Below are 21,837 nucleotides of genomic sequence, written 5' to 3' on the forward strand. Positions count from 1 at the left end.
ACCCCGCCGCCACCACCACAGGCAAGCGCTTGTGCCTGTCGAAACTGGGCATGGCCCTGGGTTTTGCCATGATCTGGTCCAACCCGACCCTGGCGGCCATCACCGACACCAAGAACTTCGGCCTGGAAGTGAAGATCACCGGCCAGTCCGAGGACGATCGCGACCTGGGCACCCAGGGCGGTGGCGACGTCAACGGCATCGGCCTCGACCTGCGGCCCTGGGTCTATGGCGAAAGCGGCAACTGGAGCGCCTACGCCATGGGCCAGGCAGTGACCGCAAGCGACGTGATCGAAACCGACACCCTGCAACAGTCCGGCGACGACGCCAGCCAGCAGTCCAGCAACGATGACCGCAAGACCAAGAAGAACTACCTGGCCATGCGCGAGTTCTGGGTCGGCTACAGCGGCTTCACCGCCTACCCCGGCGAGCAGTTGAAGTTCGGCCGCCAGCGCCTGCGCAACGATGACGGGCAATGGCGAGACACCAACATCGAGGCGCTGAACTGGACCTTCGACACCACCCTGCTGCGGGCCAACCTGGGGGCCGCCGAGCGCTTCAGTGAATACCGCACCGACCTCAAGGAGCTGGCGCCCAAGGACAAGGACCGCCTGCACCTGTACGCCGACGCCGCCTACCAGTGGACGCCCGGCCAGTGGGTGGGCATCCGCGCCCACCATACCCACGACGACGGCAAGCTCGACTATGCCCAGCCCGGCGTGGCCAGCGACCCGCTGGACAAGAAGGAAAACGGCGACCTGACCTGGCTCGGCCTGGAAGCCAACAGCGACGCCTTTAACTGGCGCAACACCAATACCGTCAACTACTGGGCCAACCTCACCGGCATGCGCGGCGACCGCGATACGGTCAACCCGCTGAACGCCGATGGCAGCCGCCCGACCCAAGCCAAGCGCGGGGACAACCTCAACGGCTGGGCCACCGACCTGGGCGTGCGCCTGCGCCTTGACCCGAACTGGCAAGTGGGCGCGGCCTATGCCCGGGCCAGCGCCGAGTACGAACAGAACGGCCTGCAAAGCAACCGCTCCAACTACACCGGTACTCGCTCCCGGGTGCACCGCTTCGGCGAAGCCTTCCGGGGCGAAATGAACAACACCCAGAGCGCCACCCTGTTCGGTTCCTGGCAACTGCGCGAGGACTACGACGCCAGCCTGGTCTACCACAAGTTCTGGCGTGTGGACGGCAACAAACCGGTGGGCAGCAACGGCATCAACGCAGTGGACAACAACTACGACGACACCACCGGCGCCCTGCTCAGCAGCACCTCGCTGCCGCTCATGGATGGCAAGAAGGACCTCGGCCAGGAGATGGACCTGGTGGTCACCAAGTACTTCAAGCAAGGCCTGTTGCCCGCGGCCCTGAGCCAGTCGATCGATGAACCTTCGGCCCTGGTGCGTTTGCGCGGTGGCGTGTTCAAGCCCGGCGACGCCTACGGCAAAGAGGTCGACTCCTACATGCACCGCGCCTTTATCGACGTGATCTGGCGCTTCTGATGCAAGCCGCTAAAGGAGTGCCCGACATGCCTACTCAAACTCTCCAGAGCCCGTTGTCCAGAGGCTCCCTGAGCCTCCTGGCCGGCGCCCTGCTGCTGGCCAGCAGCAGCGCCTTCGCCACTGCCGAGACGGCCAAGGCGCCGATCATCGCCAAGGAGCTGCAACAGGCCAAGACCTACACCGTCAGCAGTGCTCCCACCGAGCCCCTGGCCCTGGCCAAGCCGACCCTGCCCGACCTCTCCGGCTACACCGCCGAGGCGGCCGCGGCGAAGATCGTGCGCAGCAAGCCGGGCAAGATCAGCGTGCGCCGGATGATGCAGGAAGACGCCCTGAAGGACTTTATCGGCGGTGACAACAAGATGGCCGAATGGGTGGTGCGCCAGCACGGCATACCCCAGGCGATCTTCATCGACGACGGCTACGTCAACCTCAAGGAACTGGTGGGCAAGCTGCCCAAGCAGTACATCAGCGAAACCGCGCCCGGGGTCTACCTGGCCCGCCTGCCCATCGTCGTCGGCCGCCACGGCATCCTGGAAATCGACAAACAGACCCAGGAGCTGCGCCTGTCCCAGGAAGGCGGCTCGTTCCTGGTCAACGATGGCCAGCTGTTCGTGCGCGACACCAAGGTCACGGGCTGGCGCGAGAAGGACAACGGCCCGGCGACCTTCCGCTCGCCCAAGGAATTCCGCCCGTTCCTGCTGGCCTGGGGCGGCACCGAGACTTACATCGTCAACAGCACGATGGCCAGCTTCGGCTACGCCAACTCCAAGTCCTACGGGGTGAGTATTTCCCAGTACACGCCGAACATGGCCAAGGTGCTCAAGCGCCCCGAGCCCACCGGCTGGATCGTCGGCTCGACGTTCTCGGACATGTGGTACGGCTTCTACTGCTACGAGACCCGGGACTTCGTGCTCAAGGGCAACACCTACAAGGACAACATCGTCTACGGCATCGACCCCCACGACCGTTCCCATGGCCTGATCATTGCCGACAACACCGTCCACGGCACCAAGAAGAAGCACGGCATCATCATTTCCCGGGAAGTGAACGACAGCTTCATCTTCAACAACCGCAGCTACGACAACCACCTCTCCGGGCTGGTGATCGACCGTAACAGCGTCAACAACCTGATCGCCTACAACGAGATCTACCGCAACCACACCGACGGCATCACCCTCTACGAGAGTGCCGACAACCTGATCTACGGCAACAAGGTGATCAGCAACCGCCGCCACGGCATCCGCATTCGCAACAGCGTGAACATCCGCCTGTACGAAAACATCGCCATGGCCAACGGCCTGACCGGGGTCTACGGCCACATCAAGGACCTTTCCGACACCGACCGCGACATCAAGCTCGACCCGTTCGACGCCCAGGTCTCGCTGATCGTGGTCGGCGGCGAGCTGGCCGCCAACGGCAGCGGGCCGATGTCCATCGACTCCCCCTTGAGCGTGGAGCTGTACCGGGTCTCCATGCTGGCGCCGACCAAAAGCAGCGGCATCAGCTTCTCCGGGGTCCTGGGCGAGCGCCAGGATGAAATTCTCGACCTGCTGGTGCGCCAGCAGAAAGCCGTGTTGATCGACCCCGTCGAACGCCAGACCGAATTGCGGGATTGAGGATGACTTTCATGCACCCACACTGGATCAAACTCCTGGGCCTGTCGGCCCTGACCGCGGGGATTCTCGCCGCCAGCGCCGGCGCCCGTGCCGACGAAACCAGCGCCACGAGCGCCGCGCCGAACTTCAAGGCCGAGCCGTGCTGCAACCTGTGCCCGGCCGCCCACGACGCAAAGAACTACGTGACCCGCTACCAGCAGAACTTCACCACCCTGGTGCAAGCCCAGGGCGACTGGCTGTTCCGTACCCAGGAAGATTTGCGCACCGAGTTCAACACCACTCCCGAAGGCTACCGCCGCCTCAAGCAGTTGCACGAAGCCTTCAAGAGCAAGGGCGTGGAACTGGTGGTGGTCTATCAGCCGACCCGCGGCCTGGTGAACCGCAACAAGCTCAACCCGGCGGAGAAAGCCCGTTTCGACTATGACAAGGCGCTGAGCAACTACAAGGCCATGCTCGGGCGCTTCGCGCAGATGGGCTACGTGGTGCCGGACCTCTCGCCGCTGACCAACGAACAACTGCCCGATACCCTGCCGGCCCACGACTTCTACTTCCGCGGCGACCAGCACTGGACCCCTTATGGCGCCCAGCGCACGGCGAAGATCGTCGCCGACAAGGTCAAGCAGTTGCCGGCCTTTGCCGACATTCCACGGCGTGAATTCGAAACCCACAAGTCCGGGCGCATGGGCAAGACCGGCACCCTGCACAACATGGCCGGCCAGTTGTGCGGCACCAGCTACGCCATCCAGTACATGGACCAGTTCACCACCGAGCCCAAGGGCGAGGCTGGCGACGGCGACCTGTTCGGCGACTCCGGCAACCCGCAGATCACCCTCGTGGGCACCAGCCACAGTGGCAAGAACTACAACTTCGCCGGCTTCCTGGAAGAGGCCATCGGTGCCGACATCCTCAACGTCGCCTTCCCCGGCGGCGGCCTGGAAGGCTCGATGCTGCAGTACCTGGGCAGCGACGAGTTCCAGAAGAGCCCGCCGAAGATCCTCATCTGGGAATTCTCGCCGCTGTACCGCCTGGACCAGGAAACCATCTACCGGCAGATGATGGCCCTGCTGGACAACGGCTGCGAGGGCAAGGACGCGCAGATGACCGGCAGCACCACCCTCAAGCCCGGCAAGAACGAATTGCTGGTCAACAGCAAGAACATGGACCTGCGCAACAGCGGTCATCAGGTCGACATCCGCTTCGCCGACACCTCGGTGAAAACCCTGCAAGCCACCCTCTGGTACATGAACGGGCGCCACGAGGACATCAAGATCGAAAAACCGGAAACATCCGACACCGACGGGCGCTTCGCCTTCGAACTGCGCACCGACGAAGACTGGGCCTCGCAGAACCTGCTGGCGGTCGAGATCCAGGGCCCGGAAGCGGGCACTGCGGGGCAGAAGGTCGAAGCGAAAATTTGCAAACGCAACGTATTCCCGAGCGCCGAGCAACGCACCGCGCAGATCGGGCAATGAGGTTACCTATGCAAAGCACAGACTTGAAACGCTTGTTGATACCCAGCCTGCTGGGGCTGGCCATCGTCACCGGCAGCGCCCAGGCCGCCGCGCCGCTGCGCCCGCCCCAGGGCTATTACGCCCCGGTGGACAAGTTCAAGAGCGGCGACAACAGCGAGGGCTGCGACGCCATGCCGGCGCCCTACACCGGCGCCCTGCAGTTTCGCAGCAAGTACGAAGGCTCGGACAAGGCCCGGGCGACCCTCAACGTGCAGTCCGAACAGGCCTTTCGTGACACCACCGCGGACATCACCAAGATCGAGCGCGGCACCAGCAAGCGGGTCATGCAGTTCATGCGCGACGGCCGTCCTGAACAGCTGGACTGCACCCTCGCCTGGCTCAGCGCCTGGGCCCAGGCCGATGCGCTGATGTCCAAGGACTTCAACCACACCGGCAAGTCCATGCGCAAATGGGCCCTGGGCAGCATGGCCTCGGCCTACCTGCGACTGAAGTTCTCCGACTCCCACCCCCTGGCCACCCACCAGGAACAGGCACAGAAGATCGAGGCCTGGTTCAGCAAGATGGCCGACCAGGTGGTCAGCGACTGGGACAACCTGCCCCTGGACAAGACCAACAACCACTCCTACTGGGCCGCCTGGTCGGTGATGGCCACCGCCGTGGCCACCAACCGCCGCGACCTGTTCGACTGGGCGGTCAAGGAATACAAGGTCGGCGCCAACCAGGTCGATGCCGACGGCTTCTTGCCCAACGAACTCAAGCGCCAGCAGCGGGCCCTGGCCTACCACAACTACGCCCTGCCGCCGCTGGCAATGATCGCCAGCTTCGCCCAGGTCAACGGCGTCGACCTGCGCCAGGAGAACAACAGCGCCCTCAAGCGCCTGGGCGAGCGGGTGCTGGCCGGGGTCAAGGATCCGGACACCTTCGAGAAGAAGAACGGCAAGCAGCAGGACATGACCGACCTCAAGGTCGACTCGAAATTCGCCTGGCTGGAACCCTACTGCAGCCTCTACACCTGCGCTCCGGAGACATTGGAGCGCAAGCACAAGATGCAGCCGTTCAAGACTTTCCGCCTAGGTGGCGACCTGACCAAGGTCTACGACCCGGCCCATGAAAAGGGCTCCTGATTCGAATCGTTGGAACGTCCCCCTGTAGGCGCTGGCTTGCCAGCGAAGAGGCCCTCAAGAGCGCCTTCGCCGGCAAGCCGGCTCCTACAGGGGGCGCGCTGCACGCAGTACCGCTTCCCCGGTTTTTCACGGGGGGGTTTGGGGGGGCTCCGGCCTCTGACTATTGGTTAAACATGGAGAGATCGGGATGGTTTTCTCATCCAATGTGTTCCTGTTCCTGTTCCTGCCGATCTTTCTCGGCTTGTACTACTTGAGCGGGCAACGCTATCGCAACTTGCTGCTGCTGATCGCCAGCTATGTGTTCTATGCCTGGTGGCGCGTGGACTTCCTGGCGCTGTTCGCCGGGGTCACCCTGTGGAACTACTGGATCGGCCTGAAAGTCGGCGCCGCCGGTGTCAGGACCAAACCCGCCCAGCGCTGGCTGCTGCTGGGGGTGGCTGTGGACCTGTGCATCCTCGGCTACTTCAAGTACGCCAACTTCGGCGTCGACAGCATCAACGCCATCATGACCTCCATGGGGCTTGAGCCGTTCATCCTGACCCACGTGCTGCTGCCGATCGGCATCTCGTTCTACATCTTCGAGTCCATCAGCTACATCATCGACGTCTACCGCGGCGACACCCCGGCCACCCGCAACCTGATCGACTTCGCGGCGTTCGTGGCGATCTTCCCGCACCTGATCGCCGGCCCCGTGCTGCGCTTTCGTGACCTGGCGGACCAGTTCAACAACCGCACCCACACCCTGGACAAGTTCTCCGAAGGCTGCACCCGCTTCATGCAGGGCTTCATCAAGAAAGTGTTCATCGCCGACACCCTGGCGGTGGTCGCCGACCATTGCTTCGCCCTGCACAACCCCACCACGGGCGATGCCTGGCTCGGCGCCCTGGCCTACACCGCGCAGCTGTACTTCGACTTCTCCGGCTACAGCGACATGGCCATCGGCCTGGGCTTGATGATGGGTTTTCGCTTCATGGAAAACTTCAAGCAGCCCTACATCAGCCAGTCGATCACCGAGTTCTGGCGGCGCTGGCACATCAGCCTGTCCACCTGGCTGCGGGACTACCTGTACATCACCCTGGGCGGCAACCGCAAAGGCACCCTGATCACCTACCGCAACCTGTTCCTGACCATGCTCCTGGGCGGCCTGTGGCATGGCGCCAACTTCACCTACATCGTCTGGGGCGCCTGGCACGGCATGTGGCTGGCCATCGAAAAGGCCCTGGGCATCAACACCACGCCGCGCAGCCTGAACCCGGTGCGCTGGGCCCTGACCTTCCTGCTGGTGGTGATGGGCTGGGTGATCTTCCGCGCCGAGAACCTGCACGTAGCAGGCCGCATGTACGGCGCGATGTTCAGCTTTGGCGACTGGTCGCTGTCGGAACTCAACCGCGCCAGCCTCACCGGCCTGCAAGTGGCGACCCTGATCCTGGCCTACGCCACCCTGGCGTTCTTCGGCCTGCGTGACCTGTACCGCAACCCGGCGCCGGTCAAGGCCAAGCCCGAGGTCACTACCGCCGCCGACGGCCCGGCCAGCGCCCAGCCCGGCCTGATCAAGGCGGTCCCCGGGGACAACCCCGGCAGCATTCACCAGCCGGGCTACATCGTCGGCACCGAGGCCCAGGTGCAGCCGGCCTACTGGACTGCCGACTGGTCGCGCTACGCCATGCGCGCCCTGGTGCTGCTGCTGTTCATTGCCTCGATTCTCAAACTCTCGGCGCAAAGCTTCTCGCCGTTCCTTTACTTCCAGTTCTGAGGGATCTGCCCATGACCCGCTCATTACGTGTGTTCTACATCGCCCTGTTCCTGCTGACCCTGCTGGTGCTGGGGGTGTGGTCGGCGCGCAGCTTCTTCGGTTTCAGTACCAACAACGACGCCACCGTGCTCAACGGGCGCTGGGCCAAGGCGGTGGAAACCCACTACGACGACCAGTTTCCGATCAAGCGCCTGGGCACTAACCTCTGGGCCGCCCTGGACTTCAAGCTGTTCAACGAAGGGCGCCCGGGGGTGGTGCTGGGCCGTGACCAGTGGCTGTACAGCGATGAAGAGTTCAACCCCGTAGTCAACGAGGAGCTCAACCTGCAGGGCAACTACGCCCTGGTAGAAGGCGTGCGCCAGACCCTCAAGGAGCACGGAGTGAAGCTGGTGATGGCGATCGTTCCGGCCAAGGTGCGCCTGTACCCGGAACACATGGACGAAGTGCGCCCGGCGCGCATCCACGCCAACCTCTATCAGGACTTCCACGCCCGGGTCGCTGCCGACAAGATCCTTGCCCCCGACCTGCTGGGCCCCCTGCAACAGGCCAAGCAACAGGGCCAGCAAGTGTTCCTGCGCACCGACACCCACTGGACCCCCGCCGGCGCCGAGATCGTCGCCCGCCAACTGGCCCTGACCATCGCCGCCAAGACCCCGCTCAGCGGTCAGCCACAGCGCTTCGTCACCGAGACCGAAGAGACCGTGGAACACAAGGGCGACCTGCGCCGTTTCCTGCCCCTGGACCCGCTGTTCGAAAACCTGATGCCGGCCGAAGAGCCCCTGCAAAAGCGCGTGACCCGGGCCAGCGATGAACAGCCGGCCGCCGACGACGCGCTGTTCGCCGACCGCGAAGTGCCGGTGACCCTGGTGGGCACCAGCTACAGCGCCAACCCCAGCTGGAACTTCGTCGGCGCCCTGAAACAGGCCCTGCACAGCGACGTGCTGAGCTACGCCGAAGACGGCCACGGCCCGATCCTGCCGATGCTCAGCTACCTGAAAAGCGACGACTTCAAGAACAACCCGCCCCAGGTGCTGATCTGGGAATTCCCTGAACGCTATCTGCCTGTGAACAACGAAATCGGCGACGCCGACCCGCAGTGGGTCGCAGAGCTCAAGCAAGCCGGTGCTCGCCAACAGAACGTAGCTGTACTCAACAAATCCGAGACGCCCGACCGGGCGCAAAACTGAAAAGAGGTAACACTCATGACTTTCACTACTACTCCTCGTCGTCTCGCTGCCAAATCCCTGAAAGCTGCCGTATTGGCCGCGGGCCTGGGCCTGCTATCAGCTCCGGTATTCGCCGGTGGCGATGCCGCCCTGTACGGCCCCACCGCGCCCAAGGGCTCGACCTTCGTGCGCCTGTACAACGCCAGCAACAGCGAAGTCAGCGCCACGGTGGGCAGCACCAACGTCAATGACGTCGCGCCCCTGGCCAGCAGCGACTTCAGCTTCATGCCCGGCGGCGACTACACCGCCAAGGTGGGCAGCCAGAGCGTACCGGTGAAACTGGCCGCCGATCACTATTACACCCTGGTCAACAACGCCAGCGGCCAGCCGCAGTTGATCGAAGAACCGCCGTTCAAGAACAAGCAGAAATCCCTGGTGCGGGTGCAGAACCTCAGCGACCAGGCCCTGACCCTGAAGACCGCCGACGGCAAGACCGATGTGGTCAAGGCCGTGGCCGCCAAGGGCCGCGGCGAGCGCGAAATCAACCCGGTGAAGGTCAGCTTCGCCCTGTATGACGGCGAGAAAAAGGTCAGCGACCTCAAGCCCGTGGCCCTGGAGCGCGGCGAAGCAGCGGTGCTCTACGTCACCGGCAACGGCAGCAACCTGTCGCCGGTCTGGGTCAAGCGCCCGGTTTCCACCCGCTAATGAATTTCCGGAAGGCTGCTCCCCGCCTCTCGTAGGAGCTGGCTTGCCAGCGAAGGCGTCCTCACGGGCCCCTTCGCCGGCAAGCCGGCTCCTACAGAAGGTGGGCAGCGCATCCGGGCACGCAACAAAAACAAGAGTGAAACGACAGAACGCAGTAGCTCTAACCCATACGATGTTTGAAGGAGTAACAACATGATTCCGGTGATCTTGTCAGGTGGTAGCGGCTCACGTCTTTGGCCGCTTTCGCGCAAGCAATTCCCCAAGCAGTTCCTCGCCCTGACCGGCGAACACACTTTGTTCCAGCAGACCCTGGAGCGCCTGGTGTTCGAAGGCATGGATACCCCCATCGTGGTCTGCAACAAGGACCACCGCTTTATCGTCAACGAGCAACTGGCGGCCCGTAAGCTCGAATCCCAGCGCATCCTCATGGAGCCCTTCGGCCGCAACACCGCCCCGGCCGTGGCCCTGACCGCGATGATGCTGGTCAACGAAGGCCGTGACGAGCTGATGCTGGTACTGCCCGCCGACCACGTCCTGGACGACCAGAAAGCCCTGCAACGGGCCCTGGCCCTGGCCACCGTGGCCGCCGAGCGTGGCGAAATGGTGCTGTTCGGCGTCCCGGCAACCAAGCCGGAAACCGGCTACGGCTACATCAAGTCCACCAACGATGCGCTGCTCCCGGAGGGGGTCAGCCGGGTCTCGCACTTCGTCGAAAAGCCCGACGAAAAACGCGCCACCGAGTTTGTCCAGGCTGGCGGCTATTTCTGGAACAGCGGCATGTTCCTGTTCCGCGCCAGCCGCTTCCTCGAAGAGCTGAAGAAACACGACCCGGACATCTACGACACCTGCCTCTTGACCCTGGAGCGCAGCCAGCAGGACCCGGACACCGTGAGCATCGACGAAGCCACCTTCGCCTGCTGCCCGGACAACTCCATCGACTACGCGGTGATGGAGAAGACCCAGCGCGCCTGCGTGGTGCCCCTGACCGCTGGCTGGAGCGATGTCGGCTGCTGGTCGTCGCTGTGGGACGTGCATGAAAAAGACGCCAACGGCAACGTCAGCAAAGGCGATGTGGTGATCCAGGACAGCAAGAACTGCATGATCCACGGCAACGGCAAGCTGGTATCGGTGATCGGCCTGGAAAACATCGTCGTGGTGGAAACCAAGGACGCCATGATGATCGCCCACAAGGACAAGGTCCAAGGGGTGAAACAGATGGTCAACACCCTCAACGAACAGGGCCGCAGCGAAACCCAGAACCACTGCGAGGTCTACCGCCCGTGGGGCTCCTACGACTCGGTGGACATGGGCGGGCGTTTCCAGGTCAAGCACATCTCGGTCAAGCCGGGGGCCTGCCTGTCGCTGCAGATGCACCACCACCGCGCCGAACACTGGATCGTGGTCAGCGGCACCGCCGAAGTCACCTGTGACGAGAACGTGTTCCTGCTCACCGAGAACCAGTCCACCTACATCCCGATTGCCTCGGTGCACCGCCTGCGCAACCCGGGCAAGATCCCGCTGGAGATCATCGAAGTGCAATCGGGCAGCTACCTGGGCGAAGACGATATCGAGCGGTTTGAAGATATCTACGGCCGCTCCACCCCGGTGGAACGTGGCGTCTCGGTGAAGACCATCGCCCAGTAACAGCGACAGGCTTCAAGCGGCAAGCTGCGAGCAAAAGCAGAGCGCCGTTATCAGCGAGTCCTTTCAACCCCCTTCCAGGCGCCTGCGTCCCCTATCCGCAGGCGGTTGGACAGGGGGATTTTTTTTGTAGCCGCTGCCGCAGGCTGCGAAAAGGGCCGAAGGACCTTCAGCGGTCTTGAGCCCCCTGCGCCCGCTGCGCGGTCGTTCGCAGCCTGCGGCAGCGGCTACAAGGAGCTGACCTGTGTATCGTTGCTAGATCCATTTCAGCCCTGGTCGCGGCGCTAAAGATTGGCATGAACATCTTCAAGCGTTTCAAAGATCTCCTGCCCATCGGCCTGCAGAATACCCAGTTCGGCAAACAGCGTTTTCCAATTGCCCAGCGCCTCCAGCGTCTGGTCGATGTAGTCATCCGGTTTGAGAAACTTGTAGTCCGCGCACAAGCGCCTGATTGCCTTGCGGGACGGACGCCCCTGGCCGTCGAACGCGGTGGTGTGCTCGCCCATGCCGGTGGAGAAGGTCAGGTCATAGGCGGGTGCGAGAACCCACTGCCCCTCCAGGCCGCCCTGCCCCTCTTCGTAGAGAAAAGCGAAGTTCTTCGCGTGATCGTCGTAGTTGTGCGCCAGGCCGTTGAACACCATGAGCCGGGCCATTTTCTCCACTTCCTTGGCGCTCTTGGTCAGCGCAAAGGTCAGGCGCAGCAAGTCCTTGTAGTCCAGGCCTGGAACTCTGAAGTCCGCATGCAGAATCCCGGCAGCGGTCATCATGTGGACTTTCTCGTTGTGCTGGCGATCAAAGCGCCGGGAGGCAAAGAAGCGCTCGTTCCATCCCTGCTCCGAGGGCACGGTGATCAGCTCGCAATGGGCCATATCGACCCCGGCGGCACGGGCCATGCGGGCGTAGGCATACTCAATCGCGCCCATGGACCAGGGTTCCTGCAGGGCCCTGAATTTCACGATCCAGTGCGCGTAGCCCTCCGGCAAGGGTTCAAAGGCCGAAACCACATGGGACAGGTCCGGCGAAAGGGCAACGGCTGCCTTGGGCCTGGCGCCACCTGGCGAGCCACCGGCAATCCGCAGTGCCTTCAGGACTTCAACCGTTTCCCCCACCTGGACCTGGACCGAAGCCTGGTACAGCAGTGAAAGGCTGATGGGTTCGCGCTGCACTTTTTCCGCCATGGGGTAGTACTCCAAGGCGCCCATCCCACGGTTGCCAATGTAGGCAAGCCGATCGAGTTGAGTCAGGCCATTGGCGACCCGCGCCCCATACTCCGCCGTGAAAAAACGCTTCATCAGCAGCAAGCCCCAACCATCGGGAAGGGAATCGGCGAAGGCTCCATGAATGCCCAGGAACACTTGGCTATCGGGTTGCTGCGGCTTCTCGTCGAAGGTCAGTTGCGGCGACAGATTGAAGCCCCGGCTCAACCAGTCCCTGGCGTAGGTGAAGTAGCAGCCCTGGCGATTCCAGCTCAGTACCCCCACCTGCCGCCCATGCATGAAGACGCCCAATTCCTCGATCGGCTGGTATTTCCTGGTGCCTCGTCCAGTCATCGGGTGCCCCTCTGGCGTTTTGAGTTTTGCAGCTCAAACAGCGTGTTTGGCGCAGGTGGCTTGAACAACCTGAGCAGCGGATCGAGCTCATCCAAAGCCGCCGCAATCAGCACCATCGACTCAAGGGAGATGGCCCCCTGCAGCTCGAAACGCTTGATGGTCGAGGCAGGCACCCCGGATTTTTCGGCCAGGGTTTTGCGCGACAGGTTTTTTGACAACCTGAGGGCCTGTGCGTTTTTTCCGATCTCGGCCGTGATCTCGGACGGGGTGTACATGAAACGAGTAAGGGACATGACGCTGCGTCTGCCTCCGGCCTGTTGATTACTTCGTCAAACTATGGACAACATAGGGTCCATTATAGTTAAAAAATGCGAATAACAGACCTTATATTGCCCACAATAATTTTGCGTCCAGAACATTGGGCTAAAACACGCCCTGGACACCCTCCATCGCCAACCCCACCTACGCTTAGGTAGGATGTCCCCTCCTTTTCCCCGAGGCTCGCGTCATGTTCATCGGCGTTCTGCTGGTCATCACCTGGCTGATCCTGCTTCTGCGCTACCCCGCCAAAGCCCTTCCCGTGTCCCTGGCTGCCGCTTTCGGCCTGGCCCTGGTGGCCTGCTGGGTGGTCTGGCTGGACAACCGCGAAGCCCAGCAACTGGCGCGCCTGGAGTTGCGCCTGAGCTACGCCCCGGAGCACTGCCCCGCCGACCGTCCATTGCAGGTCAAGCTGAACAACGGCAACAAGGTGCCCCTGGTGGAATTGCGCTGGCGGGTCGCCGCCTATGCCCCGGGGGATACGGTCAACCTCGCCGACAACCAGTACAGTGCCCCGCGCTACCGTGGCCCCGGCGAGTTGCAGGCCGGCGCCAACTGGCAGGACTGCTTGCCCCTGCCGCCGCTGCGCCCCGGCTATCGCCCGCAAACCCTGGAGTTTCGCGCCGAGCGTTTACAGGGTAGTTTCTCCGACTGATTCACCCCCTCCCTCACCCAGCACAAGGACCGCGCCATGCCCGTAGCGTTGATCACCGGTTGTTCCAGCGGCATCGGCCGCGCCCTGGCGGACACCTTCAAGGGCGCCGGTTTCACCGTGCTCGCCACCGCCCGCAAGGCCGAGGACGTCTCTGCCCTGCAAGCGGCCGGTTTCAAGGCCGTGCAACTGGACGTCAATGACGGCCCGGCCCTGGGCGCCCTGGGCGAGGAGATCAACCAGCAGTACGGCGGCCTCGATGTGCTGATCAACAACGCCGGCTACGGCGCCATGGGCCCGCTGCTCGATGGCGGCGTGGAAGCGATGCAACGTCAGTTCGAAACCAATGTGTTCTCGGTGGTCGGGGTGACACGGGCGATGTTCCCGGTGCTGCGCCGCAGCCGCGGCCTGGTGGTGAACATCGGCAGTGTGTCCGGGGTGCTGGTGACGCCTTTTGCCGGTGCCTACTGCGCCTCGAAAGCCGCAGTGCACGCCTTGAGCGATGCCCTGCGCATGGAACTCTCGCCGTTCGGCATCCGCGTCATGGAAGTGCAGCCCGGGGCCATTGCTTCGAGCTTCGCCAAGAATGCCGGGCATGAAGCCGAACAGCTGCTCAACGAACAATCGCCCTGGTGGCCGCTGCGCGAGGGCATCCGCTCCCGGGCCAAGGCCTCCCAGGACAAGCCGACCCCGGCCAGCGAATTCGCCGCCGGCTTGCTCAAGGCGGTGCAGCAGGACAATCCGCCACGCCTGGTACGGCTGGGCAATGGCAGCCGCGCCCTGCCGCTGCTGGCCAACCTGCTGCCCAAGGGTCTGCTGGAGAAGGGACTGATGAAGCGCTTCGGCCTGAGCGCCAGGCTCTGATCCCCACGCACGCAAGCCATCCAGGGTGTACCACGTGCCTCCCGTAGGAGCCGGCTTGCCGGCGAAGAGGCCCGCGAGCCGAGTGCCAATCTTGCGACCACCTTCGCTGGCAAGCCAGCTCCTACAGCGGTGGCGCAGTGCGCCTTTGTTCATTCGCCAATCAAGGATCTGCCCCATTGAAATATCGTAGTGCGCTGACGTTGACCCTGTTCGCCTTGCTGCTGGGCTGCCATGCCTCGTCACCGGACGAAAAACTCAATGCCACCCTGCCGGAGCTGAGCCTGGAACAGATCCTGCCCAAGGTCGAGGCCAACCCGTACTGCTCGCCGGAGATGGACAGCGAACGGCTGGTCGGCCTCGGCATCCGCCTGATGAATGAGGACGAGGTGCTGCATGGCGCAAGCCGTACCTTGCTGGCGAGCAAGGCCATACAAATGGCCCGCGGCTGCCTGATCATGGCCGCCCCCCGCGACACCATGAGCCTGTGCATCCTGGGCGGGATTGTCGGCTCCAGGCAGAAGGACTATGACAAAAGCGAAGCCTTCAACTACATCGCCTACGCCGCCCAGCACAATGAATCCTGCGCGGAAGCGGGCCTGTACGACATCTACAACCTTGGCAAGCTGGACCAGCCGGCGAACAAGGCATTGGCCATGGCCTGGCTGGAACGCGCCGCTCGGCACGGCGACGAGGACTCGCAACAGGAGATGCTGCGCAGCAGCGAACAGGACAATTTGCCACTGGCCTACGCCTGGGCCCGAACCCTCGATGACGCCCAAAGGCTCGAAGCGCTGAAACGCAAGATGAGCCCTCAGCAGATGGCCGAAGGCGAGCAGCACTACACCCGGCTGCTCAGCCAGCTCCCCTCCAAACAGGATCTTGAGCAGGCGCTGCGCCAGAACGTCATCCTCCTGGGCACAGGGGATATCTACTACGACTACCCGGAAGTGTTCGCGGGCATGTCCGCTGAGCAACAGCATGCTTTCGTCGCCCAGTTGGTGGACATGCAGGACCGCTACCCGAAGTTCCACACCCGCGGCCAGCTGGTGGCCTACGCCTTGATTTCCCGCCTGGTGCAAAGCACCGGGCCGGCCGTGGACCTGTGGCAAGACCCGGCGCTGCAGGCCGTGCTGGAGGACGATGACCTGAGCGTGGAAGATGCCGTGGCCAAGGCCAAAACCATCCTGGCCAAGCGCAAGCAATAACGGGAGCGGCTGGCGCAACTGCTTTTGCAGCCGCAGCCAGACAGCTGCTGCGGTTTCGGTTGTGCGTCCTCTCAAACCCAGTAGAATCCGCGGTCTTGAGCGCCCGCGCTCAAGCAGCATGGAATCGCTGGCGCCGACACCCAAGCACGGAACTGCTCACGCTCCCCTCCTTTGCCGTCCCTGCCTGATTTCATGCGCGTCTTTTTTCATTCGCCGATCAGGGAATATCCATTGAAATTGTTCAACGTGCTGCCACTGGCCTTGGCTGTCTTGCTGGCGGCTTGCGCCTCCACGCCTGCGCAAAACACCGAACCGAAAGTCCCCGAACTCAATGACACCCTGCCCAAGCTGACGCTGGACAGCGTCTTGCCCAAGGTCAGCGCCAACGAGTACTGCAACCCGGCCATGGACGCGGATGTGCTGTACGGCGCCGGTTACAAGCTGAACGAGATCGAGGACTACGCGAACGCCAAGAGCTGCTTCGCCATGGCCGCGCCGCACTACACCCGGGCCTTCTGCTATCTGTCCACCACCACCGATCAGGAAACGGACAAGCCCAAGGCTGAGCGCGACCGCGAGTCCTTCAACTACATCGCCTACTCGGCGTCACAGAACGATTGGTGCGCCGAGTACGGCATGTACGCCACCTACTGGTTCGGCGACAAGGACATCCCCAAGGACCGGGACCTGGCCCTGCGCTGGCTGGAGCGCTCGGCGCTGCACGGCAACCCGGAACCGCAGCAGAGCCTGGCCGACGCCGCCGAAGAGTCCGGCGACCTGGTAAAGGCCTACGCCTGGTTGAAGGTTATCGACAACACCGAAGACACCAGCCAGTTGGATGCCCTGAAAGGCAAGATGAGCCCAGAGCAACTGGCCGCAGGCGAACAGCACTTTGGCGAGCTGAAGGCGCGGGTGACCAGCAAGCAGGTGATGTACGACGAGGCGCGGGATGAAGAAGTGGCGATTTTCTCGGCCGAGATCCATTTCGATCTCCCCGACCTGTTCCAGGGCATGACCACGGCCGAGCGCCAGGCCTTCGTCAAGGCGGCCATCGCCAAGGCCCGGGACAGCGGCCAGTTCAAGCTGCATTACGCGGTGACCCAGTACATCATCGTCTCGCGCCTGGCCCAGCAGCGTTACCCCGGTGTCGACGTGCTGCAGAACCCGAAGCTGGTGGCCACCATCAACAACGTCAACGACGGCCTGGAAGCTGCGGCGAAGAAGTCCCAGGCGATCATGGACAAAAGCTACAAATAACCGCCCCCTGTAGGAGCCGGCTTGCCGGCGAAGAGGCCCGCGAGCCTTGCATCGCCCCTGCCGGCGAAGAGGCCCGCGAGCCTTGCATCGCCCATGCCGGCGCCTTCGCTGGCAAGCCAGCTCCTACATAGGGTGGCGCCTACAAAGGCTCGGGGTTGACGATGACGGTGCAGGTGATGCCGGCCGCCAGCATGACGCCTTCAGGCACTTCATCGATATGGATGCGCACCGGTACGCGCTGGGCCAGGCGCACCCAGTTGAAGGTCGGGTTGACGTCGGCGATCAGTTCGCGGCTTTCCGGGTTGTCGCGGTCGTAGATGCCCCGGGAAATGCTTTCCACATGGCCCTTGAGCACTTCGCCGCTCATCAGTTGCATGTCGGCCTTATCCCCGACGCGCACGTGGGGCAGCTTGGTTTCCTCGAAGAAGCCGTAGACCCAGAACGAGTTCATGTCGACCACCGCCATCTTCGCCTCGCCGATGCGTGCGTAGTCGCCACGGTGCACGTTGAGGTTGGTGACGTAGCCATCCACCGCCGCCCGCACCTGGGTGCGCGCAAGGTTGAGTTGCGCCGCTTCCAGCTGGGCCTGGGCGTGCTGGTAGTCGGCCAGGGCCGAGTCGGCGATGTTGCCGGCGTCGTCGCGGTTTTCCTTGGAGATCACCAGGTTGTCCATGTCGGCGCGACGCCGGGCGTTGACCTTGCGCATCTCCCAGGTGGCCTTCTTCGACGCCACCAGCGCTTGCGCCTGCTTGACCGCGATCTGGTAGTGCTCGGGGTCGATCTGCATCAGCAGATCGCCCTTGCGCACCAGCTGGTTGTCCTTGACCGGCACGTCCACCACTTCGCCGGTGACATCGGCGGCGACGTTGATGATGTCCGCGCGCACCCGGCCGTCACGGGTCCAGGGGGTGTACATGTAGTGCTCCCACAGGGTACGGCCGATCCACAGGGCCAGGGCCAGCACGAGCAGGGTGGCGAGCAGGCTGAAAAACTTTTTCATTGCGGGGGTCTCAACGGTAGACAGTGAGCGCCATGGCGCCGAACAGACAGCAGAACAGGCTCAGGCGCAGCAGCGCCGGGTGCCAGAAGAAGCGATACAGGTCATAGCCGGAAATGAACCGGTCCAGGGCCCAGGCCAGGGCCGCGGCGATGAAGAACATCAGGGTCATGGTGGGCATGTAAACGCCGTGGAAGGCGATTTCACGAGGCATGGTCAAGTCCTTGGGGTGCAGGCGCCGTTGGCTTGGCCACGGCATAGGCCGCCAGCGGCGATTGCGGGTCGAGCAATGAAGTACGGATGAAGTGCAGGTAGCTCTTGACCCGGCGCAGGGCCGAGGTGTCGAAGTGCGGGGCAAAGGGCTCGTCGGTGGCCTGGACCCGGCTGATGGCGTGGTCCACGGCGATCAGGCCGCGCTCCAGGTTGCTCTGGCTGGGCTGCAGGAACAGCCGCACCAGGGAGCGGCCCATGACCCGGATCGCCTGGCGCCAGGGCTGGGATTCGGCATAGGCCGGGTGCACCGGGAGGATCGCCTGCTCCTTGCGCAGCTCGATGATGGCGTGGCCGACTTCCAGCACCACGAACATCCAGCGCAACAGCTCGCTCTGCACCTTGGGCTGGCCCACCGCCAGGCCATAGGCCTGGTGCAGCAGGTCGCGGGTACGGCTCTCGAAGCTCGACGCCAGGCCCTTGAGCTTGCCGCTGATGGCGTACACCACCTGGCCGCGCAGGTCCTGCTCCAGGCGCCGCCACAGCCAGCGGCTGTTGGGCGGCAGGATGATCGCCCCGGCCGCGGCGCAGACCAGCATGCCCATGACCATGGCGATGTAGTCGTTGATGAAGGTGTAGGGGTTGTAAATGGTCAGGTTGTCCGGCACCGAACCGGTGCTGAAGAAGATCAGCAAACCCAGGCCGACCCCGGCGTACTTGGGCCTGGACGCAAGGAACGAACCGAGCACGATCACCGGCGCCAGCATCAGGCACAGCAGCGGGAAGCCGTCGATCCAGGGGAACACGAAGAACATTTCGACGAAGCCCACCAGGGCGCCGATGAAAGTCCCGCAGGCCATCTGGAACGCCATGCGCTTGGGGTTCGGCGTAGCCGCCGAGAGGCCGATGGTGGCGGCGGCGATCAGGGTCATGGTGGCGCCGCTGGGCCAGGCCGTGGCCACCCAGTAGCTGCCCAGCACCACCAGCACGAAGGCCGCGCGGATGCCCGAGGCGGCGCAGGCCAGCCAGTTGGTCTGCGGGGTGTAGGGCTCGTCCCAGCGCTCGCGCTCGTGGCTGTGGTCGGCCAGGGACGCGTGGGTCTGGGCGTAGCTGTGCATCTCGTCGACAAAGCGGTAGAGCAGCTCGTAGGCGGTGTGGAAATCCAGCTGCTCGGCGTCGCTCGGGCCGCTCTCCTGGAAGGCCGTGCGCAGGCTGCGCACCCGCGCCGGCAGCTCGGCCTTGTAGGCCGCCAGGGCCGTGGCCAGGCGCGCCGCATCGGGGCTGGTCAGGGCACGGCCGGAGAAGCCGTCCAGCAGTTCCGCCAGGTCCTGCAGGCCGGGCTTGATCGCCGCCACCACGTGATCGGCGCCGCTGCTGCGCAGGCGTTCGAGCAACTGGTGCAGGGCGTTGAAGCGCGTGGTGATGCCCATGAACTCGCTGTTCAGGCGGCTCAGGCGGCCGTTGCGCCGACGCATGTGCGGGTCTTCGAACACGGTGACGCTGCGCAGCCCTTCCAGGCCCACGGCCTCGGCGATGAAGCGCACGTTGCTGCTTTCGAAGCTGTCGCGCTGGCTGCGCCCGCGCAGGCCGTCGGTAACGAACAGGGCGAACACCCCGAAGCGCTGGTACAGGGCGTTGCGCATGGCGGCGCTGGCGGTCTGTGGCAGGATCGCGGCGCTGACCAGGGTGGAGCAGAGAATCCCCAGGGAGATCTCCAGTACCCGCCACACCGCCGCCATGAAGGCCCCTTCCGGATGGGCCAGGGCCGGCAGGCCGACCATGGCCGCGGTGTAGCCGGCGAGGACGAAACCATAGGCGCGAAAGTTGCGGTAGCGCGCCGCGCCGGCCGAGCAGATGCCGACCCAGATCGCCAGCGAGCCGAGGAACAGCTCGGTGTTCTGGGCGAACAGGGCGATCAGCGCCACCATCACCGCCGAGCCGGCCAGGGTGCCGAGAAAGCGGTAGAAGCTCTTGGCGAACACCTGGCCGCTCTGCGGCTGCATGACGATGAACACGGTGATCATCGCCGTGCGCGGTTGCGGCAACTCCAGGCGCATGGCCAGCCACAGGGTGAGGAACGCGGCGGCCAGGACCTTGAAGATATAGACCCAGGTCACGCCGTCGCTGCGCGCCCAGTCGAAGAAACCCCGGCGCCATTCAAGGGAGTACAGCCAGCGCAAAGGTGCGGGCAAGGAAGTCATGGGTGCCTGCTTCAATGGTCGAACACGGCCAGGGCCGCGGGGGTCTTGGGTGCCTCAAGGCGGTCTTGCGCGGGAACGTCGCGGCCGGCTTCAAGCCCGCCGCCCAGGGCCGTGACCAGGTCCGCCTGGACCGTCAGGCGTGCGGCCTGCACCTGCTGCTGCACCTGCTGCTGATGGAACAGCAGGCTCTGGGCGTTGAGCACATTCAGGTAGTCGGTCAGGCCGCGCTGGAAGGCCACGGTGGCGATGTCGTAGGTCTTCTGCGCAGCGGCCACCGACTCGGCGGCGAAGGCTTGCTGCTTGTCCATGGACTCGCGGCGGATCAACTGGTCGGAGATGCTTTTCAGTGCATCCACCAGGGTCTGGTTGTACCTGGCCACGGCCATGTCGTAGCCGGCCGAGGCTTCACCCAGCTCCGAGCGCAGGCGCCCGCCGTCGAAGATCGGCAGGCTGATGGCCGGGCCGACGTTGTAGTTGAGCTTCTTGCCGGTGAGGAACTCCAGGGCCCCACCGCCGGTGGCCATGAAGCCGATGCTGCCCACCAGGTCGACGTTGGGGTAGAAGCCGGCGTGAGCCACATCGATACCGCGAGCCTGGGCCGCCACTTGCCAGCGGCTGGCGACCACGTCCGGGCGCTGCCCCAGCAGTTCGGCGGGCAGGGCCGAGGGCAGTTTCAGCGCGGCGCCCAGGGACAGGCTTGGCCGCTGCAACTGCGCGCCCTCCCCCGGGCCCTTGCCGGCCAGGGCCGCCAGCTGGTTGCGGGTCAGGGCGATTTCTTCGTCCAGGGCGTCCAGCTGGCGATGGGTTTCCGGCAGCGGCGCCTCGGCCTGGCTGACTTCGAAATGGGTGCCGATGCCGCCGTCCAGGCGCCGTTGCGCCAGTTCGAGGATCTGTTGCTGCTGCTTGAGGGTGGCCGCGACGATATCGCGCTGGGCGAAGTGCAGGGACAGCTGGATATAGCTGCGCACCACATTGTTCACCAGTTCCAGCTGGGCCTGACGGGCTTCGGCCACGCTCATGTGGGCCAGGTCCACGGCACGCTCGGTGCTGTTGCTTTCCCGGCCCCAGAGGTCCAGGGCATAACTGAAACCCAGGGCGGCGTTGTTGTCCCAGGTGGTGCTGTTGGACAGGGCGCCGGGGCCGTAGAACTGATCGGTGGGCCAGTTGTGGCGCTTGAGGGTGGCGTCACCCTTGATCTGCAGCGACTCGGCCGACTCGGCGATGCCGGCCAGGGCCTTGGCCTGGCGGACCCGGGCGGCGGCCATGGCCAGGCTCGGGCTGCCTTGCACCGCAAGGCTGATCCAGCGGTCCAGTTGCGGGTCGCCATAGGCCTGCCACCACTGGGCGCTGGGCCAGTGGGCGTCCTGCGCGGCGCTCTTTATCGCCTCATCCGTGGCCAATGTATTAGCGGGAAGTGTCTTGCCCTGTGGGGCAATGCCTCCGGTTCCGATGCAGCCGCTGATTGCTAACGATAAAGCCCAAACACTGAGGGTCTTGAACCCTCTGCTGATGCGACGCGGCACTGCTGCGAATTCCTGAGATCGGGGGGGAGTATTTCTCTCGTAGGAGCTGGCTTGCCGGCGCAGCGATACGCCTGC

18 protein-coding genes are annotated in these 21,837 nt (G+C 64.1%); 12 read left to right on the forward strand and 6 right to left on the reverse strand.

Going from position 1 to position 21,837, the window contains the following annotated elements; genetic code table 11:
* Positions 1-50: 50 nt before the first annotated feature.
* From M2395_RS16510 to M2395_RS16545, 8 genes are all read left to right on the forward strand, one after another.
* Positions 51-1,508 (forward strand): alginate export family protein, encoded by a 1,458-nt coding sequence (locus M2395_RS16510; RefSeq protein WP_185057767.1) that lies wholly within the window; start codon positions 51-53, stop codon positions 1,506-1,508.
* Between the two features lie 26 nt (positions 1,509-1,534).
* Entirely contained in the window at positions 1,535-3,124 is a 1,590-nt protein-coding gene (gene algG / locus M2395_RS16515) for a mannuronan 5-epimerase AlgG (protein ID WP_123430096.1), read from the forward strand.
* Between the two features lie 11 nt (positions 3,125-3,135).
* Positions 3,136-4,596 carry an alginate O-acetyltransferase gene (locus M2395_RS16520; protein WP_011059371.1) on the forward strand — a complete coding sequence of 487 codons (1,461 nt, stop codon included), beginning with the start codon at positions 3,136-3,138 and terminating at the stop codon, positions 4,594-4,596.
* 8 nt (positions 4,597-4,604) lie between these two features.
* Complete coding sequence (locus tag M2395_RS16525; RefSeq protein ID WP_019094744.1) at positions 4,605-5,720, forward strand: mannuronate-specific alginate lyase; 1,116 nt, start codon at positions 4,605-4,607, stop codon at positions 5,718-5,720.
* 187 nt (positions 5,721-5,907) lie between these two features.
* Positions 5,908-7,473, forward strand: a complete 1,566-nt coding sequence (locus M2395_RS16530) for an MBOAT family protein (protein WP_053149125.1) — start codon at positions 5,908-5,910, stop codon at positions 7,471-7,473.
* 11 nt (positions 7,474-7,484) lie between these two features.
* Positions 7,485-8,660: an alginate O-acetyltransferase gene (locus tag M2395_RS16535; protein WP_123430095.1), complete on the forward strand. Its 1,176-nt coding sequence runs from the start codon at positions 7,485-7,487 to the stop codon at positions 8,658-8,660.
* A gap of 15 nt (positions 8,661-8,675) precedes the next feature.
* Positions 8,676-9,344 (forward strand): alginate O-acetyltransferase AlgF, encoded by a 669-nt coding sequence (locus M2395_RS16540; protein WP_011059367.1) that lies wholly within the window; start codon positions 8,676-8,678, stop codon positions 9,342-9,344.
* A gap of 192 nt (positions 9,345-9,536) precedes the next feature.
* Complete coding sequence (locus M2395_RS16545) at positions 9,537-10,988, forward strand: mannose-1-phosphate guanylyltransferase/mannose-6-phosphate isomerase (protein WP_123430094.1); 1,452 nt, start codon at positions 9,537-9,539, stop codon at positions 10,986-10,988.
* A gap of 281 nt (positions 10,989-11,269) precedes the next feature.
* On the opposite strand, the gene M2395_RS16550 is transcribed toward M2395_RS16545, so the two are convergent.
* Entirely contained in the window at positions 11,270-12,535 is a 1,266-nt protein-coding gene (locus tag M2395_RS16550; protein WP_123430093.1) for a type II toxin-antitoxin system HipA family toxin, read from the reverse strand.
* On the reverse strand, positions 12,532-12,828 hold the full coding sequence (locus tag M2395_RS16555) for a helix-turn-helix domain-containing protein (protein WP_123430092.1): 297 nt from the start codon (positions 12,826-12,828) through the stop codon (positions 12,532-12,534). Before M2395_RS16555 ends, M2395_RS16550 begins: the two co-directional genes overlap by 4 nt.
* A gap of 215 nt (positions 12,829-13,043) precedes the next feature.
* On the opposite strand from M2395_RS16555, the gene M2395_RS16560 reads away from it, so the two are divergent.
* The 4 genes from M2395_RS16560 (at position 13,044) to M2395_RS16575 (ending at position 16,831) form a co-directional block, all read left to right on the forward strand.
* Positions 13,044-13,508, forward strand: a complete 465-nt coding sequence (locus M2395_RS16560) for a hypothetical protein (RefSeq protein ID WP_015634229.1) — start codon at positions 13,044-13,046, stop codon at positions 13,506-13,508.
* Between the two features lie 36 nt (positions 13,509-13,544).
* Positions 13,545-14,369: an SDR family oxidoreductase gene (locus M2395_RS16565; RefSeq protein WP_015634228.1), complete on the forward strand. Its 825-nt coding sequence runs from the start codon at positions 13,545-13,547 to the stop codon at positions 14,367-14,369.
* A 176-nt stretch (positions 14,370-14,545) separates the two neighbouring features.
* Entirely contained in the window at positions 14,546-15,574 is a 1,029-nt protein-coding gene (locus tag M2395_RS16570) for a hypothetical protein (protein ID WP_053149112.1), read from the forward strand.
* A gap of 231 nt (positions 15,575-15,805) precedes the next feature.
* On the forward strand, positions 15,806-16,831 hold the full coding sequence (locus M2395_RS16575; RefSeq protein ID WP_233447048.1) for a sel1 repeat family protein: 1,026 nt from the start codon (positions 15,806-15,808) through the stop codon (positions 16,829-16,831).
* 139 nt (positions 16,832-16,970) lie between these two features.
* Here M2395_RS16575 and M2395_RS16580 read toward each other — a convergent pair whose 3' ends face one another.
* The 4 genes from M2395_RS16580 to M2395_RS16595 are packed head-to-tail and all read right to left on the reverse strand — an operon-like array spanning position 16,971 to position 21,762.
* Positions 16,971-17,831: an HlyD family secretion protein gene (locus tag M2395_RS16580; protein WP_053149108.1), complete on the reverse strand. Its 861-nt coding sequence runs from the start codon at positions 17,829-17,831 to the stop codon at positions 16,971-16,973.
* A gap of 10 nt (positions 17,832-17,841) precedes the next feature.
* Entirely contained in the window at positions 17,842-18,042 is a 201-nt protein-coding gene (locus M2395_RS16585; protein ID WP_007930063.1) for a DUF1656 domain-containing protein, read from the reverse strand.
* Complete coding sequence (locus M2395_RS16590; RefSeq protein WP_019094736.1) at positions 18,032-20,239, reverse strand: FUSC family protein; 2,208 nt, start codon at positions 20,237-20,239, stop codon at positions 18,032-18,034. The genes M2395_RS16585 and M2395_RS16590 overlap by 11 nt, the downstream gene beginning before the upstream one ends.
* Before the next feature lie 11 nt (positions 20,240-20,250).
* On the reverse strand, positions 20,251-21,762 hold the full coding sequence (locus M2395_RS16595) for an efflux transporter outer membrane subunit (RefSeq protein ID WP_077933375.1): 1,512 nt from the start codon (positions 21,760-21,762) through the stop codon (positions 20,251-20,253).
* Positions 21,763-21,837 lie beyond the last annotated feature (75 nt).

The organism is Pseudomonas sp. BIGb0176 (assembly GCF_024810175.1).
Lineage (GTDB): Bacteria > Pseudomonadota > Gammaproteobacteria > Pseudomonadales > Pseudomonadaceae > Aquipseudomonas > Aquipseudomonas protegens.